The following is a 17294-nucleotide window of genomic DNA, read 5'->3' as shown; positions in this document are numbered from 1 at the left end:
CCTCGTGGCTCTCCTCGCCTGCGGCTCGTCGGCAGCCCCTCGGCTCGAACCACCATTCCTGGGGGAGGCCTCGGAGGGGGCCCGGGTACCCACGCCGAAGGCGTGGGTGTCCCCCTCCGATTGTCGTAGGCTCTGATTTCTTCGGGGAGCAGCCGATGATAACCCGTGAGGAGACCACGTTTCCCGGAGGCTGAGATATGGTTGTCGCCCGAGTCAGCGCCGCGCGCCGGCGCGTCAGGATCCACGGTGGAGGCCCACGCCGGAAATCCGGCTCCGCCCTTTCGCGCGAGCGTCATCGGTCGAATCGTGAGCTGACTTCACCCGTGAGCCCACCCATCGCGACCGTTTTCCGGAAGCCTGACGAGGGCATCTACCACGCCCGTTGCCGTCAGCGGGTTCAGTTCCGGGGGACGCGGGGAGGCGTCGAGGTCGATTTTTACTGCCTCTGCTGCTACGAGCACGTCACGCTCCCCGAGGACCTGCTCCCGCGCATCCCGATCTACGCCCCCGGTCACGGCATCGTCTGACCGGCCCGGGTCCTGGGCCCGGGGACCTACCCTTTGACGGGCTGACCGCCCCTCGACCTCCCTCGTCCCGCTCCGCCGCCGGATCCCCCCCAACGTCATTCGCCTTGCGCCGCCATCGGTCGGCCATACAACATGTAGTTGCTCAAGGAGCAGGCGGGCCGGGCCCGCCGGACAGGCGCTTGAGGATCCCGCTGGAATAGGCTATTCTGCTGTCGTTTTCGCCGCTGTACGTTCCGGGTCGGGAGGAGCGTTTCCCGTTGGAACAGGTCCTCGAGGGTGATGGGCGGTTCGCGATGCGAAACCAGGGCTTTGGGACGTTCGAGGGCGCCCTCCGAGGCTTGTTCGCGGGGCCACCGAACCTTCAGCCGGAGACGCTCCTGTCCCGGGTCATCGCCGTCGCCGTTGAGGGGCTAGAGGCTGACGCCGGGACGCTGGCCGTTCCCACTTCCGAGGCTGGCCCGCTCCGGTACGCCTGCCTCGGGAACTTGCCGTCCCATCTCTCGATCCGCTCCGAGCGTTGCCTGGCTGGCCTCCCACGGCAGTCAGCAGGCCCGATTCTCGTTGACGATTATCCCGTTCACCCCAACGCGGTCCCCGAACTCGTCCGCCTCGGGGTGCAGACGGTCCTGACATACCCGCTGCGGGTTGACGGCGAATGGGTCGGTTCGCTGGACCTTATGCGGGTGACTCCGAGGCCGTTCACCACCGAAGACGTGGAGCGGCTCACCCCCCTGGCATTCGTCGCGGGTCTCCTGATCCGCGATGTGGAACGCCTCGCCCAGCTCCAGAGGATAGAGGAGGACCTCCAGCTCCTCCTCGAGATCACCGAGGGTGGCCTGAGGGATCTTCCGCTCGACACGCTCCTCGATCACCTGGTGGGGCGGATCGAAAAGGGTGCCGAGGCCCAGGCCGCGGGAATCTTGCTCGTCGAAGGCGACCGGCTGGTCGCGCGGGCCAGCGTCGGGCTCCCCCCCGAGGTGGCCGGGTCGTTTGCCACCCGGATCGGCGAGGGATTTGTCGGCGAGGTGGCGCGCACTCTCGCGCCGGTAGCGATCGAGGACCTGTCGGCGGACGCGAGCCTGGCTCTGATCGTCAAAACGTACGGCATCCGTTCAATGCTGGGGGTGCCGCTGACGGTCGGGACCCGGCTGGTCGGCGTCGCCCATGTGGATTATCTCTTCTCCCATCGGTTCGCGCACGAAGATGTCAAGCGGATACGCACCATGGCCGCCCAGGCCGCGCTCGCGATCGACCACGTCCGGCTGGTCCAGGCGGAGCGGGCCATGGCGGAGACGCGTCGCGAGTCGTTCCGCGCGCTTCTCCAGCAAGAGCGCCTCGCCTCGGTGGGGCGCCTGTCGGCGGGGCTGGCGCACGAGTTGAACAACCCGCTTGGGGCCATCGCGCTCCACGCGGAGATTCTCGCGAGCTTTCTGGACACGCCAGAGCTGGCGGGCGCCCCGGCGCGCCCGCACCTGCTCGAGGCGACCTCGGTCATTTCCCGGGAGGTCTTCCGGTGCAAGGCCCTCATCCGGCAGCTCCTCGACTTCTCCCGGCGGCCGGCGCTGAGGTACGAGCGGGTGAACATCGAGGTCCCGATCGCCGAGGCCCTCGGCCTCGCCGAGCTGGAGGTGCGCGGGGCCAGGCAGCGCATCGTCCGCCACGCGTCGGAGCGGCCGGCGATCGTCTGGGGCGATCCCTCCATGCTCCGCCTGCTCATGCTGAGCCTCGTCGTCAACGCGCTGGACGCGGCGCCAGGCGGGGGGGCGGTGACCGTGGCGACGGCCCTGATCGCCCCGGCCACGGTGCAGATCAGCGTGGCGCCGGTGGCCGCGAGCACGGACGGCACAGGGATCAGCCTTGGCCTCACGGTCAGCCAGCGGATCGCAGAGGAGCACGGCGGCCAAATCGAGGTCGAGAGCCGAGACCCTGAACAACGGCCCAGGGCCGTGGTCCGGCTCCCGCTGCTGATCGAAGGAGAGCGCGGCTGATGGGGGACCGGCTACGGATCCTGATCGCCGAGGACGAGGCCAGCCTCCGCGAGGGGCTCGCGCGGGAGTTCGCCCGGCGGGGATTCGAGGTGGAGACCGCCGAGGACGGCGTCGCAGCCGATGAGGCACTCCGCGCGCGCGATTTCGACGTCGTGCTCCTCGACCTGCGCATGCCGCGCCGGGACGGGATCGAGGTGCTGAAGGCCATGCGGGCCGACGGCCACGAAGCCGAAGTCGTCATCATCACCGGCCACGCCGAGACCGAGACCGCCATCGAGGCGCTCAAGCTGCAGGCGTACGACTACATTACCAAGCCGTTCCGCCTCGCCGAGGTCCTCGAGGTGGTGAGGCGGGCTGCCGAGCGGCGCCGCCTGCAGCGGGAGAACCGGTCCCTCCGTCGCGCGGTGTCCCAGTCCGAGCCGGACCCGTTGCTGGTCGGGAAGAGCCGGGCGCTGGAGTCCTTCAAGACGCTCCTGGACAGGGCGGCGCTCTCCGAGTCGAACGTGCTGATCGTCGGCGAGAGCGGGAGCGGCAAAGAGCTGGCCGCCCGTCACATCCACGGGCACAGCCAGCGTCGGGAGATGCCGTTCCTGGCGGTGAACTGCGGGGCGCTGCCGGACGAGTTGCTGGAGTCCGAGCTGTTCGGCCACGAGAAGGGCGCTTTCACCGGCGCCACGGCGCAGAAGCACGGGCTCCTCGAGCTCGCCCACAACGGCACCCTCTTCTTTGACGAGGTGGCCGAGATGAGCCCCGCCATGCAGGTCAAGCTGCTCCGGACCCTTGACCTGGGAGAGATCCGCCGGCTCGGGAGTGGGCGCACGATCCGGGTGAACGTCCGCGTTCTGGCAGCCACGAACAAGGACATTGCCGCGGAGGTGCGGGCCGGGCGGTTTCGCCACGACCTGTACTACCGGCTCGGGGTGATCGTGCTCCGGGTCCCACCGCTCAGGGAACGCGCCGAGGACATCCCGCTCCTGGTAAATCACTATTTTCAGCTCCTCATCCCTCCGGGCCACCTGCTGGTGAAGATCGTTCCGGAAGCGATGGCCGAGCTCTGCCGGCACTCGTGGCCGGGAAACGTCCGGGAGCTGAGGAACATGGTCGAGCGGTTCGTCGCCCTCTCCGACGGAGAGGAGGTCACCGCTGCCGATGTGGGGCTCCACCTGTCGGTGGCGGCCGCCTCCCTGGAATCCGACGAGGGACTCCCGCCGCTCAAGGAAGTGGAGCACCGCTACATTGCCAAGGTGCTCGAACGGACGGGCGGGAACCGGGCTCAGGCCGCGCGGATTCTGGGTGTCGATCCGAAAACGCTCTACAACAAGCTGAAGGCCGGTACCCCCACCGAGAGCTGATCCCGTTCCGGCCGGGAAAAATTTCCTGCACTGCCGGGAAGATTTCCTGGCCCCTCCTGACCTCGGGTCGGACCCCAGTTCCCCCGCGTACCGAAAATCAGGAACTTGCGTCTCAGCCCCTGCGTGGAACGGATCTTGCTCAACTTATCGGCAGTCGTCACGCTGGTCTTTTCAGACGCTCAACGGAACACTTTGGCTACGATCCTGAGAGCTGCCGTGCAACGTGGTGAGCGGGTTCGCCTCGTGCCGAACGGGGCCGGACGGGCCGGCGGATCATCTCTGCCGTCGAGCGCCGCCGCGCTGGCACGCCTCGTCGGCAACCTCAACTGGAACCTGCTCGCCCTGCTGAGCGACCTGCGGTGCCTGTCAGGGCGCGGGTTTCAGGCGGCAGCCACGGCGCTGTTCGGCGAGCAGTGTGGCGCGGGCGACATCGAAAATGTTCTGCCGGCGGGCCACCCCCAGGCCCTCCTTCCGCTGCGAGCCCCCGACCGGGTCCCCCTGGCCGTCGTCCGATCCGAGCTGTTCCCGCTGGAGACCGCGTCGGCCGGCGACGAGGTGAAACACCTCAGGGCTGCCGCGCGCCGCCGCTACCGTGAGCTGGAGATGTCGCTGGTGCGCGCGTTCTCCCGCGCCCGGCGCGCGGGGACCGTGGACCCCTTCGAGGGAGTGACGCTTCTCAAGCAGACCTGCCAGCTTTCCCGGGCGTCCCTTCGCCCCTCGGCCGACGAGCTGGCCGCGCGCCTGGCCGATGGGGTCGTGCGGCTCAACCTGGCCACCCTTGCTCTGGTCCGCGAGCTTCCGGGGGCCGGCGCCGACGGCCTGGAGCTGGCCGGTCAACTGGCGCAGGATGGGGACAGCGCGGCGCTCCTGCGCCTGCTCCCGCGATCGCGGGTGTCCGAAGCCCTGCTGTTCCTGGTGGCCGTCTCGAGCCCGCCGCTGTCCAGCCCGCACGTCGAGCGGCTCCGCGGCCTCTCGCTCGGCGACCTGGACGCCGGTGTGGAGGCTGCCGGCCGCGAGAGCCGGGACCGGGTCCAGACGCTCCTGGCGGAGTTCATCCGGCTCGCCGAGGAGGACACCGGGTGGCGATGAGCTTCCCCGACGATGCCGCCGGGAGAGCGATCTCGCTCAAGGTGGACCCGACCTTCATCGCCCAGGTGATCTTTCTCCGGCGGAGCTGCTCGATTAAAGAGATGTCGGCGATCCTGAACTGCGACCGAAAGCGCGTGCTCACGGCCCTGGCGCGCCTGACCCGCCAGGGCGTGCCCATGAACCGGGATCCCGACGCCCCGAAGTACCGGCCGCTCACCCAGGCGCAGCGCGCCGAAGTCACTCTCCTCTTCAACAACGGCGCCGGGCTCGACTTCTACGCGATCTGCCGCGTCATGAAAACTGCGCACCCGCTCGCCGTGTTTCTGTTCCTCAAGCACGAGGTGAACCCCCGCGCTTGGTGGGTGCGGTCGTGCGCCCGGTGCGAGGAACCTTTCCCGAGCTCTCGCTCCGACCTCCGCCTGTGCTCGGCCCGCTGCGGTTCGCGCGAGCTGGAGCTGGCCTTCGCCTAGTAATCGGAGGGGGCCTCGACGGCCCCCTCCGAAGCCTCCCCCCGCACCGGGTTGCGCCGGCGGAGCCGGCGCTCGAATTGGGGCCGGCGCCCTCCGAGATTAACTCGGGCCTCGCCTCGTGGCTGTCCTCGCCTGCGGCTCGTCCGGAGCCCCTCGGCTCGAAATGCGCCCCTCCGGAAGCGGCCGCTGGCTGCCGATTAGTCCGAAGGGGAAGTGTATCTCCCACGGACGCCTCCGCATGGTCTACGGGGATCTCCCCGACCCGCCCTTGACCGGGTCTGACAGCATGGCAGGCCGGGATGTCGACACACGGGCAACGGAGGGCTGCGCGTGACGGGACAGCTCGATGCAGTTCACCGAGTGGCGACGTGGGGCCCCTGAGGGATGGAAGGGCAGATCCAGGACCTGACAGCGATCGTCGGTCACCCGAACGCTGCCTGCGACGCCCGGCTGGTGGACCCCGGGGCAGTCCTCGGGCTCGATGCCGTCCAGGCCCGCGTGTCGCGGATGAAGCGACTCACCGAGCTGGGCCACCTGATCACCTCGTCGCTCGAGCGCGCCCGGATTCTCGACCTGGTGACCGACGCGGCCCTGGACCTCCTGAAGGGCGACCTGGCCCGGCTCTGGGTCGTGGACGAGGCGGCCGCAGTGCTACGTCTGGCGGCCAGCAGGGCTCGCCAGGGCGACACCGCACCCAGCAACACGAGCGCCGAGTTCCCCCTCGGTCAGGGGTTGGTGGGATGGGTCGTGGCGCACAGAAGCAGGCGCTACTCCGCCAACCTGCTCGAGGATCCGTTGCAGGTGAACCGGGAGTGGGTGCGGGCGGGCGGGTACGTCTCCCAGATCGCGGTTCCCCTGATCCTGCGTGACCGGGTGCTGGGCGCGCTGGTGGTCGTGACGAAGGCGTTGCGGGAGTTCAGCCGTGAAGACGAGGAGCTGCTCGACCTCCTGGCCACCACGACGGCGACGGCGCTCGAGAACGCCCGGCTGTTCGCGGCGACGGAGGCGCAGGCCGGGGCGCTCAAGGAGAAAAATGCCCAGCTGGACAGCTTTGTCTACAGCGTGTCCCACGACCTGAAGGCTCCCCTGATCGCGATCCAGGGGATGGCGAGCGTGCTCATCGATGAGTACGGACCAAAGCTCGGTGCGGAAGGCCAGCACTACCTGCACCGGATCAACGCCAACATCCAGCAGATGGATCGCCTGATCGGGGATCTCCTGACCCTGTCGCGGGTGGGCCGGGAGGCGCGCCCCCCGGAGCCCGTGTCGCTGGCCGAGCTGGTGGACGACCTCCTGGTGGAGCTTGCCGAGCCGATCAGGACCCGCGGGATCACGGTGATCGGCTGGAACCTGGGGACTGTCTGGGCGGTCCGAAGCCAGATCCAGCAGGTGATCGGGAACCTTGTCAGCAACGCGATCAAGTACATCGGCGACGCCGCCGAGCCCACCGTGGAGATCGGAACCGTGGACGATGGCGAGTTCGTGCACTGCTACGTCAAGGACAACGGCATCGGCATCGACCCGGCCCATCACGAGAGGGTCTTCGAGGTCTTCCAGCGCCTCCACGAGGTGGAGGCCGGAGGGACCGGGGTCGGGCTGGCTATCGTGCGGAAGATTGTCGAGGCCGCGGGCGGGCGCATTTGGGTCGAATCGGCCAAGGGTCAGGGGGCGACCTTCCACTTCACCTGGCCCAAGGGGCCCAGGGAACCCGGCGGGGGGCCACCCAGGCACCCCCACGCCTTCGGCGTGGATGCCCGGGTACCCGCCCCTTCCGGACCTCCCCCCGAGGAACCTGCGCGGGCAAAGCCCGCGCTCGGAGTGGAACCAGCAATGGCCGGCGAACTGCCAGGAGCGCGAGAGCATTCAACCCTGTTACTCCGACAGGGGCCCAGGACGGGCGGCCATGGATCGGCATAGGTCCATCACCATTCTGTTGGTCGAGGACAATCCGGACCACGCCGAGCTCACGCTCCGGGCGCTGCAGAGCGGCAACCTGGCGAACGAGGTCTTCTGGGTGAAGGACGGGGAGGAGGCTCTGGACTTTCTCAACCAGCGCGGCCGGTACGGCGACGGGGTCCGGGCCCCCCGGCCGGGGCTGATCCTTCTGGACATCAAGCTCCCCAAGGTCGACGGAACCGAGGTGCTTCGTCAGATCAAGCGGGACGAACGGCTCCGGACGATTCCTGTCGTCATGCTGACGACGTCGGCGCGCGAGGACGAGGTCAACGAGAGCTACAGGGCCGGCGCCAACAGTTTCGTGACCAAGCCGGTGAGGTTCGCGGAGTTCGCGGAGAAGGTGGCCACGGTGAAGCTCTACTGGATGCTCACCAACCTGCTCCCCGAGGGATAGGAGGCCACGTGCGGCCCCGACGGCTGAATCTCCTGCAGAAGTTCTCGCTGCTGAGCTTCGTCTCGGTGCTGATCTTCTGCGTCGCGCTCGGGTTCCTCACCTCCCACGTCCTCACGCGCAACATGCTCGAGTCGGAGTGGCACGGGACAGCCGAGCTCGTCCGCTATCAGGTCCGCGCGTACGCCCTCGAGCGCCTGTTCACCGATCTCCACCTCCGGGCGAAGCCGCAGCAGTACGCGGAGGCGCTCGGCTCGCTCCTGAACCTGCCCGAGGTTGTGCGGGTCAAGGTCTGGGACCGGGACGGCACCGTCATCTGGGCCACCGACGCGCGCATCATCGGCAAGCGGTTCGCGGGCAACGCGGAGCTGCAGGAGGCGCTTCGCGGCAGGGTGAGCGCGGAGCTGAAGCCGCTGACGAAGGCCGAGCACCTCTACGAGCGCGAGCGCTTGGCGAAGCTGGCCGAGGTGTATGTCCCGATATTCTCGGCGGACCGGCCCGACGAAGCCATCGGGGTGCTGGAAATCTACAAGGTGCCGGCCCGGCTCTTTGCCGCCATTCGACGCGTCAACGCGGCGGTTTGGGGCGCGTCGCTCGGCGGGGCCGTCCTTCTCTACCTCTCCCTCTTCTGGATCGTACGAATCGCCTACCGGAGCCAGCTCGGGCTGGAGCGGACCCTGACGGAGCGGTCCGAGGAGCTGAAGGACCGGAACGCCACCCTTGAGTTCTTCCTCCAGACCATCTCGCACGACCTCAGGGCGTCGGCCGTGGCGATCCACGGGCTCAGCGGGACCGTGTTTGAGACGTGCGCGGAGAGCCTGCCCGCCGAGGCCCGGCGGCTGCTCCGCCGGGTCCAGGAGAACGCGGAGCACCAGGACCAGCTCCTGGCTGACCTCGTGACCCTGAGCCGGATCGGAACGGACCCGAGCGTGCCGCAGGAGGTGGACGTGTCCGTGCTCGTCCGCGAGGTCGTCGGCGACACCTGTGAGGCTCTCGGCGCGGGGCCGGTGAAGGCGACCATTGACGGGTCCTTGCCGACCCTCCGGTGCGACCGTGACGAGCTGCGCGAGGTCTTCCGGAACTTGGTGAGCAATGCCGTGAAGTTCACGGGCGACCGTGATCCGGAGATCCGCATCGCGGCCCAGGATCGCGACCAGTGGGTGGAGTTCTCGGTTGAGGACAACGGGATCGGGATCGATTCGGCGTACCACGCGAAGATTTTCGAGGCCTTCGAGCGCCTCAACGAGATCCCGGCCGAGGGAACGGGGGTCGGGCTCACCATCGGGAAGAAGATCGTCGAAGGTGTCGGGGGGCGCGTCTGCGTGGAGTCCGCGAAGGGTCACGGCGCGACATTCCGCTTCACCGTCCCGAAGGTGTGGCCCGTGAAGCGAGGCGCGAAGCCATGAGCGGCGAGGTGATCGGGGTGTTGCTGGTCGAAGACGACGCCGACCACGCCCAGGTCGTCACGCGGGCGCTCCGGCGACAGGACCCCCCGGCCGAGGTGACGGTCGTGGGAGACGGCCCGACCTGCCTCGACGCCCTCGAGGCCCGGGCCTATTCGGTCGTCCTCCTCGACTACAGCTTGCCCCGGATGAACGGTCTGGAGGTGCTCGAGCAGATCCGGAAGCGCGGCTTCTCGGTCCCGATCATCATGGTGACCGGCCAGGGCGACGAGCGCGTGGCCGTGGAAGCCATGCGGGCAGGGGCCCTGGACTACGTGATCAAGACTGCCGGATACTCGACGACCCTCCCCTCCGCGATCCACAAGGTCCTCAAGCAGCACGAGCTGGCGCTGGAGAACGCGCGCCTGTTCGAGACGGCCCGCACGCTCAGTCGGGACCTGGCCTGGGAGCGCGATCGGCTGGAGGCGATCCTCCGCGGCATCGGTGAAGGCGTGATCGTCACCGACACCCAGGATCGCGTCATCCTCCTGAACCCGGCGGCAGAGGAGCTGCTGGGCGTCAAGGAGAACGTGCTGGTTGGCCAGCGGTTTCTCTTCTGTCTGGCCGACCTCCAGTTCGCGGCCGAGTGGAGCCGCTGGCTCGAGGAGGACCGGGACTTTTCCAAGCGCGAGCTCCACATCACCCACCCGGGCGCGGGCGTCCTGGCGGCGACCCGCTCGCGGGTCCGGGACGCGACCGGTGTGGCGCTGGGCCAGGTGACCGTGCTCAGGGACATCACACGGGAGCGCGAGCTCGACCGGATGAAGACCGAGTTCGTCTCCAACGTGTCGCACGAGCTGCGCACACCGATGGCGTCGATCAAGGGGTTCACCTCGACGGTCCTCCGGGACAAGAGCATGTCGCCGGAGACGCGGGAGCGGTTCCTGACGATCATCTACAAGGAGAGCGAACGGCTCACGACGCTGATCGAGGAACTGCTGGACATCTCGTGCATGGAGTCGGGCCAGATCCACGTGAAGCGGCAGCGGTTCTCCCTCGCGGAAGCGGTGGACCGGACGATGACGGTGATGGCGCCCCTGTTCGAGGAGAAGGGCGTCAAGCTTTTCCATTCGATCGAGGAGAGCGGGTTCGAGATCGTCGGCGACCTCGATCGGATCTGTCAGGTCATCCAGAACCTCCTGAGCAACGCCCTGAAGTTCACCCCCGTGGGCGGACGGGTCGAGGTGAGCCTCGTGGGGGACCGGGAGAGCGTGAGCTTGGAGGTGGAGGACACCGGGATCGGGATCCCGCCGGAGCACCTTCCGCGCATCTTCGAGCGCTTTTACCGGGTGCCGGGAGCGGAGGGAGGCGGCACCGGGCTCGGGCTCACGATCGTGCGCGAGATCGTCGAGCGTCACAGGGGACGGATCGATGTTGTGAGCGAACAGGGCTGCGGGAGCCGATTTCGCGTCACGTTCCCGCGCCCACAACCCTACGGGCGAGAGGAGGCGCGATGAAGATCCTGATCGTTGACGATGATCCGAACATGCAGGAGCTGGTGGACTACAACCTGCGGCTGGACGGCCACGAGGTGTCCATCGCCTCGTCGGCCGCCGAGGGCCTGACGTCGGCGCGCGAGCAGGCGCCCGACCTGATTCTGCTCGACGTGATGATGCCCGGGATGGACGGGCTGGAGGCGCTGCCGATCCTGAAGCGGGATCCGAAGACCTCCCAAATCCCGGTCTTCATGCTGACCGCCCGGGGCCGGATGGGTGATGTGGAACGGGCGTTTGCCGTGGGAGCGGACGACTACATTACCAAGCCCTTCGACCCGGCGAAGCTCAGCCAGATGGTCGCGGTCAAGTTGGGCCGCAAGGCCAGCCGGCGGCCGCGCCCGGCAGCCAACCGGTCTGGTCCGGGTATCGGGACCGGATTGGGGGGAGCCCAGAAAACTGACAGGGGCTAGAGTGGAGCGAGAGGTCCACCGAACCTCGACGTCAGGGAGAGTGGGACCGATGGCTCGAGACCCGTTGGCTGGCAACGTTCGCTGGAGAGCGGAGGGTGGAGAAAGCGCGGCGGAGCGGGTTGCCAGGTTTCGGGGCTGCGCCTACGAGCACGGCCTCCGGCTGTCTCGCGTCTACCTTCTGAGCCCGAACCGTCAGATGGGGCTCCAGGGGAGCATGGTGATGGACTGTCACTCCTGCGGCTCACGGTGGTTCGTGCGCCTCCATCACGCCGAGCTGTTCCCTGAGTCGCTGACGGTCATCGACGAGCTGAAGCACGCGCGGGATGGGCAGGTCACCGTCCCCCCGGGGGCGCCCGGTGGGCCATAGAGGCCCGGCAGCACCGAGCCTACGGGGCGGCCATGACCGCCCATGGAGGCGAACCGATGAGAAAGCGGAGCCGGGCGGGGTCGGGATTGCCCTCGCGTGTCGGTCGCCCGCCGGCGAATCTCTCGGAGGAAGCCGATAGGTGTACGAAGCGTACTGGGGTCTGAGCCGGGCGCCGTTTCAAAATGTCCCCGACCCGGCATTTTTCTGCCCGCTGCCTGTCCACCTGGAGGTCCTCGGGAGGCTCCCGTATGTCGTCGACCACGGCAAGGGTGCCGCGCTGCTCACCGGCGAGGTCGGGTGCGGCAAGAGCACCTTGGGCCGTGTCTTCCTCTCGCAACTCGACGCGAGCAAGTACGACGTCGGGCTCGTCATCAACCCCGCCCTGGCGGGGCGGGATCTGCTCCATGAGATCGCCCTGCAGCTTGGCCTCTCCCGTCCCAGCCCCCACCGATCCGTCCTCCTCCGCGCGCTCGCTGATCACCTCCTGGCCAACGCCGAGCGGGGAGCTGCGACGGTCCTCATCGTCGACGAGGCGCAGACGATCGCGGATGAAGCGGTCTTCGAAGACCTGCGGATGCTCCTGAATTTTCAGCTCAACGACCGCTACCTCCTCTCGCTGATCCTGCTCGGGCTGCCCGAACTGCGGACGCGGCTCGCCAGGTTGCCCTCGCTGAACCAGCGGATTGCCTTCCGCCTCAACCTGAGCTTTCTCAACCCGGAGGAGACCGCCTTCTATATCACGTTTCGCTTGAAGAAAGCCGGGGCGACGGCGCCGATCTTCACGGACCAGGCCATGGACCTGGTCTACCGCGAGACGGGCGGTATCCCGCGCAGCATCAACAACCTCTGCGACCTCTGCCTCTACGACGGCTGGAAGCGACGAGCCGAAGCGGTGGACGCCTCCGTGGTGGAGGCGGCCCTGGCCTTTGTGTAGGTGATGGGGAGATGGCGAGGCTGAGCGACATCGTCCGGCGCGGCGGGCAGCAGCCCGGCGGGCCTCCGCGCGAGGTCAGTACGGGCTCCCGCAGGCTCAGCGACCTGCTCCGCCGGCGGCTGGAGCCGGCGTCTCCGCCGCCAGACCGCGGGCCGCCCCCGGCCCCGTGCGCGGATTCCGGCCCGGTGCCTGATCAGCCCTCAAGCCTGCCGAAGCCCGACCGAGGCAGTCCCCGGCTGGAGGATTTTGAGGCCGCCAGCCGGGTGCTCCAGGCCGCGGTGGAGACCGTGGAAGATCTCCTGGAGACGGCCAGGAACGCTGCCGACTTTCCCATCGCCGGCGCTGGAAAGACGGTGGAGAGCCTGCTCCAGAACCTGGAGACCGGTGATGCCCTACTGGTCCCGTTCTTCGCCGCAGGCGGCCTGTCGCGGAGCCCGGCGCGGGAGGCGGTCAACGTCTGCATCCTGTCGCTCAAGATGGGGCTCGAGCTGGGCTACGCTCCGGAGGAGCTGTACAAGCTGGGCCTGGCCGCATTGCTCGCGGACATCGGGACGGCCTGGACGCCGCGGGAAGTGGTGGGGATGCGGGAGCCCTTGGCCGCGGCCGAACGGGCCCTCGTCGAGACCCACCGCCGCGACGGCGCGAAGCGGCTGAGGCAGCTCGGGCCCCAGTACGCCTGGCTGGCCGAGGTCGTCGAGAAGCTCTACCAGAAGGCGGAACGCCCGCGCCACTCCGAAGACCGGATGGACGAGTACGCCGCGATCATCCGCCTGGCGGGGCTCTACGCGAGCCTGGTCCATCGTCGGCCCTTCCGCGGGCCCCTGGAGGGCCTCGGGGAGATCCTCCAGCGCGAGCGGGCAACTCTCCCCGACCGGATCCTCAAGGCGTTGATCCGGTCGCTGTCCATGTTCCCGGTGGGGAGCCTGGTCCGCCTGAACACAGGGGAGATCGCGCGCGTCGTGAGGACGAACAAGGATGTCCCGCTCCGTCCGGTCGTGGCCCTCGTGGTCCGCCGAGGGAGCTGGCTCGAGGAGCCCGTGGTGGTCGACCTCCGCCAGAGCCCCCTCCACCAGATCGAGGACTCCGTCGCTGAGGAGGCCCTCCCGTGAACGCGTGTCGGAACGTGTGCCTGCTCGCGGTGCTGCTCCTGCTGGGCTCGGCCTGTGCGGCTCAGCTCCCTCCGCCTCCCCGGGCCACGGACGCCCTGACCGTCCCGCTGCCGGCCGCGGCCGAGGCCCAGGCAGCGTCGCCGCTCCCCCAGCCCGTGACGGAGAATCAGACCTTCGTGACCCTCAACGGGGTCCCTCAATACAAGATCGGGCCCGGTGACCTCGTGGAGATCCTGCTGACGCGGGGGCTGGCCCAGGAACGGCAGACGGCCGCGGTGAAGGCGAACGGGATGGTGAGCGTCGCCTTCCTCGAGGCGAAGGTGGGCGGGCGGACAACGGACCAGGCTGCCGAGGAGATCCGCCGGATCCTGAGCCCATTTTACAGGCAGCTGAGCGTTGAGGTGCTCGTCAGGGAATACAACAGCAAGCGCGGCGCTGTGCTCGGGGCTGTGGGCGGGAAGGCCGGATCGTTCCCCCTGAAGGGGCGAACCACCCTCCTGGATCTCCTGGCCGAAGCCGGCGGCCCCGCGCCCAACGCGAACCTGGAGCGGGTACGCGTGCTCCGCCAGGACGGCGGCTCGCTCGCCGTCAACCTCTTCCACCTCCTCTCCGACGGCCACGCCATCCGCGACTTCGTCCTCGACGCGGGAGACGTGGTGTTCATCCCACCCCGCGGTCCGGCGGACGAGAAGAAGGTCTTTGTCCTTGGCGAGGTCAAGACCCCCGGGGCCTTTCCGCTGATGCCGGACATGCGCCTCTCGCAGGCCCTGGCTCAGGCGGGCGGGCCGACGGCGGTCGCGGTCCTGAGGAGCGCCCGCATCGTACGCGGGAGCCTGAACAACCCTCGTGTCGTGGAGGTCGATTTCCGCCAGGTGATCGAACAGGGAGACCAGAGCCAGGACATCCCGCTTCAGGCGAACGATCTCGTCCTGCTGCCGCGGAGCCCCATCGGGAACTGGAACGCGTTCCTCGCCAAGCTCCGGCCCACGCTCGAGTTCCTCGCCCTTCCCCTGTCGATTCCCTTGCAGATCCAGCTGCTGGGGACCGTGGCCCGCTGAGGGGCGCATGGCCCAGTACGACATCAACCTCAGAGATTATTTCAGGATCCTCCGCCGCCGGCGGGGGATCGTCATCCTCGTCCCGCTCCTCTTCGGCGTCTTCTCCTTCACGCTGGCGTTCCTCCAGGCCCCCACGCCCCTCTATCGAGCGACGGCGGTCGTGCGGGTGGAGCGGGCTCTCAGCGTCACCGGGCTCCTCCAGGAGCTCGTCGCGTACAACCCGGATGGGAACCTGGGCACCCAGGCCGCCCTGATCAAGGGCTTCCCGGTCATGAGCGCGGCCGCCAAGAAACTGGGGCTCATCCCTGGGGACGCCACTGCGGAACGGATCCAGGCGACGCCCGCCTATCTCCAGGTGCTCCAGGACCTCCAGGACCAGGTGGAGGTGAAACGGGTCGAGGCCACCAACCTCATCGAGATCAGCGCGACCGCCCCCGATCCCGACGACGCGGTGCGGATCGCCAACAGCCTGGCCGAGGCGTTCCGCGAGGACAACTACGCGACGCGCAACCGGCAGGTCCGGGAGGCGCGGGAGTTCATCGAGAAGCAGCTCGAGGGGGTCGGCGCAAAGCTCCGGCAGTCCGAGGACGGGCTGAAAGCGTATCAGGAGGCCAACGCGATCCTCCTGCTGCCGGAAGAGACCAAAGGGATCCTGAACCGCCTCGCTGGCCTCGAGGTGGACTACGCGAGGGTCAGGCGGGCCGTGGGCGAAACGGAGGCGCAGGTCAGGCTGCTCGGAGACGGGAAGTCGCCGGCGCGCCCGACGGAGCTCTCGCCCGACGCCGCCGACCCGGCCCAGGCCAAGCTCTACGCGTCCCTGTCCGACCTCACGCTCGAGCGGGAAAACCTGCTGCTCTCCTTCCTCCCCGCCCATCCCCAGGTGAAACAGCTCGACGCCCGGATCGCCAATGTCCGTGAGAAGCTGCGGGAAGCCTTGACCGGCAGGGTCCAGGCGTTGCAGGCCCGGGCGGACGAGCTGGGGCGGAGCATCGGCCGCCTGAAGCAGCAGCAGGCCACCATTCCCGAGGCGGCCCTCGAGATCGCCCGGATGGAGCGGGAGGTGAAGGTCAGCGAGCGCATCTTTTCGCTCCTGAAGGAGAAGCATCAGGAGACCCTGATCAAAGAGAAGGAGCAGGTCGGGGAGGTGAGCCTCGTCAGGCCGGCGGTGGGGCCGCTTCGCCCGATCAACGCACCGCAGGCGGTGCCGAAAGCCGCCGTCGGGCTCGTCATTGGCATCGTCGTCGGGTTCGTTCTCGCCTTCGTCGTCGAGACGCTCGACACTTCGATCGGCGCCATCGACGAGGTGGAGTCGCTCCTGGAGACGTCCGTGCTCGGCGTGATCCCCCATCTCGACGTCCGGGCGGCGCTGTCCGAGGAAAAGGGTGAGGCGGTGGTCCTCGACAAGGCGACCGAGGAACGCTACGGGTTCTTGATCAGCCTCTTCCTTCCGGCATCCCGGATCGCCGAGGCCTTCCGGGGCCTTCGGACCAACCTCCTCTTTTCGGGGCTCGAGGGCGGCTCCAAAACCATCATGGTGACGAGCTCGACCCAGATGGAGGGCAAGACCACGGTCGCTATCAACCTGGCGATCGCCCTGAGCCAACTCGGCAAACGGACCCTCCTCGTGGAGGCCGATCTTCGGAACCCGTTCCTCCACCACGCCTTCGGGATCCCGAAGGACCCCGGGCTGACGGAGGTGCTGGTCGGCAACGCCCGGCTCGAGGAGGCGATCCGGGGCTTCCCCGACTTCGTCCTCGGGGTTGCGGGCGTGGAGGGCCTCGTCGACCGGCGGGGCATCGACAACCTCTTCCTGCTCCCGAGCGGCCGCCAGCCCCCGAACCCCACGGAGTTCTTGAGCACCGAAGGAGTGACAAACCTCCTGGACGAGGTCCGCCAGCGGTACGACTACGTCGTGCTCGACTGTGCGCCGGTCCTGCCGGTCGCTGATCCCGCGATCCTCGGCTCGCGCGTCGACGGGACGCTCGTTGTCGTTCGCGTCGGAAGCGCCGCCCGAGCCGCCCTCAGACGGGCGAAGACCCTGCTGCAGGCGGCGCGGGCTCGCATCGTCGGCGTGTGCCTGACCGGGGTGAGGGCGGAGGTCAGCCCGGACTATGCCGAGATGGCCTACTACCGCTACCGGTACGGCGATAGGAGCCGGCGACCCGCCCCTGCCACGGGCTGGGCGAGTCTTTTGGCCTCGCACCGCAAGAGTGTCGTGGGAGCGGTGGTGCTGGCGCCGCTGTTTCTCCTGGCCCTTACGGCGGGGGTTTGGGCCTGGTGGGCCGGCGAGTTCGACCTCTTTCCCGACTCGAGGGAGCTGGCGGACTCGGCCAGCCCGGGTACCGCCCCTCCGGTGCCCGTCGCGCGCGCACGCGTGGAGGTCCCGGCTCAGGCCGAGCCATCCCCGGACCTCCGCAGATCCGATGACCCCGAGAGGCCCAAGGGGCCAGAGCGACCCACCTACGCAGTCCAGGTTGGCGTCTTCCGGACAAGGGCAAACGCCGACCGGCACGTCGCCCGATACCGGGCTGAGGGCCTGCGGGCGGCCGTCAGCGAGGTGCGGACCTTGGGCGATGACCGCTGGTGGCGGGTCCTGGTCGGCGCGTTTCACACTCGTGGAGAAGCCGAGGTGTTCGGGTGGGATCTGATCCTGGACGGGGAGGTCGAGGGATTCCGGGTCGTTAGCCGAGCCTCGGGGCGCTGAC

At 68.5% G+C, this 17294-nt stretch carries 15 protein-coding genes; all 15 read left to right on the top strand.

What is annotated here, in order from left to right:
• Positions 1 to 323: 323 nt before the first annotated feature.
• The 15 genes from HY726_20180 to HY726_20110 all read left to right on the top strand — a co-directional run bounded on the left by HY726_20180 (position 324) and on the right by HY726_20110 (position 17293).
• Positions 324 to 527 (top strand): hypothetical protein, encoded by a 204-nt coding sequence (locus HY726_20180; protein MBI4611315.1) that lies wholly within the window; start codon positions 324 to 326, stop codon positions 525 to 527.
• A 257-nt stretch (positions 528 to 784) separates the two neighbouring features.
• Positions 785 to 2515 (top strand): GAF domain-containing protein, encoded by a 1731-nt coding sequence (locus tag HY726_20175; GenBank protein ID MBI4611314.1) that lies wholly within the window; start codon positions 785 to 787, stop codon positions 2513 to 2515.
• Positions 2515 to 3867 carry a sigma-54-dependent Fis family transcriptional regulator gene (locus HY726_20170; protein MBI4611313.1) on the top strand — a complete coding sequence of 451 codons (1353 nt, stop codon included), beginning with the start codon at positions 2515 to 2517 and terminating at the stop codon, positions 3865 to 3867. Before HY726_20175 ends, HY726_20170 begins: the two co-directional genes overlap by 1 nt.
• Positions 3868 to 4083: 216 nt before the next feature.
• Positions 4084 to 4956, top strand: a complete 873-nt coding sequence (locus tag HY726_20165) for a hypothetical protein (GenBank protein MBI4611312.1) — start codon at positions 4084 to 4086, stop codon at positions 4954 to 4956.
• Positions 4953 to 5426 carry a hypothetical protein gene (locus tag HY726_20160; GenBank protein ID MBI4611311.1) on the top strand — a complete coding sequence of 158 codons (474 nt, stop codon included), beginning with the start codon at positions 4953 to 4955 and terminating at the stop codon, positions 5424 to 5426. The genes HY726_20165 and HY726_20160 overlap by 4 nt, the downstream gene beginning before the upstream one ends.
• A 384-nt stretch (positions 5427 to 5810) precedes the next feature.
• Complete coding sequence (locus HY726_20155) at positions 5811 to 7343, top strand: GAF domain-containing protein (protein MBI4611310.1); 1533 nt, start codon at positions 5811 to 5813, stop codon at positions 7341 to 7343.
• Complete coding sequence (locus HY726_20150; protein ID MBI4611309.1) at positions 7330 to 7776, top strand: response regulator; 447 nt, start codon at positions 7330 to 7332, stop codon at positions 7774 to 7776. The genes HY726_20155 and HY726_20150 overlap by 14 nt, the downstream gene beginning before the upstream one ends.
• A gap of 8 nt (positions 7777 to 7784) precedes the next feature.
• The gene (locus tag HY726_20145) at positions 7785 to 9179 is read left to right on the top strand and encodes a hypothetical protein (GenBank protein MBI4611308.1); all 1395 of its coding nucleotides are present in this window, start codon (positions 7785 to 7787) and stop codon (positions 9177 to 9179) included.
• Entirely contained in the window at positions 9176 to 10672 is a 1497-nt protein-coding gene (locus HY726_20140; protein ID MBI4611307.1) for a response regulator, read from the top strand. Before HY726_20145 ends, HY726_20140 begins: the two co-directional genes overlap by 4 nt.
• Positions 10669 to 11121, top strand: coding sequence for a response regulator (locus tag HY726_20135; protein ID MBI4611306.1), 453 nt, complete (start codon positions 10669 to 10671; stop codon positions 11119 to 11121). Before HY726_20140 ends, HY726_20135 begins: the two co-directional genes overlap by 4 nt.
• Before the next feature lie 49 nt (positions 11122 to 11170).
• Complete coding sequence (locus tag HY726_20130; GenBank protein MBI4611305.1) at positions 11171 to 11488, top strand: hypothetical protein; 318 nt, start codon at positions 11171 to 11173, stop codon at positions 11486 to 11488.
• 139 nt (positions 11489 to 11627) lie between these two features.
• The gene (locus tag HY726_20125) at positions 11628 to 12422 is read left to right on the top strand and encodes an AAA family ATPase (GenBank protein ID MBI4611304.1); all 795 of its coding nucleotides are present in this window, start codon (positions 11628 to 11630) and stop codon (positions 12420 to 12422) included.
• Between the two features lie 11 nt (positions 12423 to 12433).
• Entirely contained in the window at positions 12434 to 13531 is a 1098-nt protein-coding gene (locus HY726_20120; GenBank protein MBI4611303.1) for a hypothetical protein, read from the top strand.
• Positions 13528 to 14589, top strand: coding sequence for an SLBB domain-containing protein (locus tag HY726_20115; GenBank protein ID MBI4611302.1), 1062 nt, complete (start codon positions 13528 to 13530; stop codon positions 14587 to 14589). Before HY726_20120 ends, HY726_20115 begins: the two co-directional genes overlap by 4 nt.
• A 7-nt stretch (positions 14590 to 14596) precedes the next feature.
• A complete protein-coding gene (locus HY726_20110) occupies positions 14597 to 17293 on the top strand; it encodes a polysaccharide biosynthesis tyrosine autokinase (protein MBI4611301.1) in 2697 nt (898 codons plus the stop codon).
• Position 17294: the final 1 nt, after the last annotated feature.

This window comes from Candidatus Rokuibacteriota bacterium, assembly GCA_016209385.1.
Classification (GTDB): Bacteria; Methylomirabilota; Methylomirabilia; order Rokubacteriales; family CSP1-6; genus JACQWB01.
Note: the sequence above shows the minus strand (reverse complement) of the source record. Positions and strands in the feature narration are given on the sequence as shown.

Excerpts from the sequence above, each read along its gene's own strand:
- HY726_20140 (MBI4611307.1), top strand. The coding sequence starts at position 9,176 with ATGAGCGGCGAGGTGATCGGGGTGTTGCTGGTCGAAGACGACGCCGAC.
- HY726_20150 (MBI4611309.1), top strand. The coding sequence starts at position 7,330 with ATGGATCGGCATAGGTCCATCACCATTCTGTTGGTCGAGGACAATCCG.
- HY726_20130 (MBI4611305.1), top strand. The coding sequence starts at position 11,171 with ATGGCTCGAGACCCGTTGGCTGGCAACGTTCGCTGGAGAGCGGAGGGT.
- HY726_20120 (MBI4611303.1), top strand. The coding sequence starts at position 12,434 with ATGGCGAGGCTGAGCGACATCGTCCGGCGCGGCGGGCAGCAGCCCGGC.
- HY726_20155 (MBI4611310.1), top strand. The coding sequence starts at position 5,811 with ATGGAAGGGCAGATCCAGGACCTGACAGCGATCGTCGGTCACCCGAAC.
- HY726_20110 (MBI4611301.1), top strand. The coding sequence starts at position 14,597 with ATGGCCCAGTACGACATCAACCTCAGAGATTATTTCAGGATCCTCCGC.
- HY726_20170 (MBI4611313.1), top strand. The coding sequence starts at position 2,515 with ATGGGGGACCGGCTACGGATCCTGATCGCCGAGGACGAGGCCAGCCTC.
- HY726_20135 (MBI4611306.1), top strand. The coding sequence starts at position 10,669 with ATGAAGATCCTGATCGTTGACGATGATCCGAACATGCAGGAGCTGGTG.
- HY726_20160 (MBI4611311.1), top strand. The coding sequence starts at position 4,953 with ATGAGCTTCCCCGACGATGCCGCCGGGAGAGCGATCTCGCTCAAGGTG.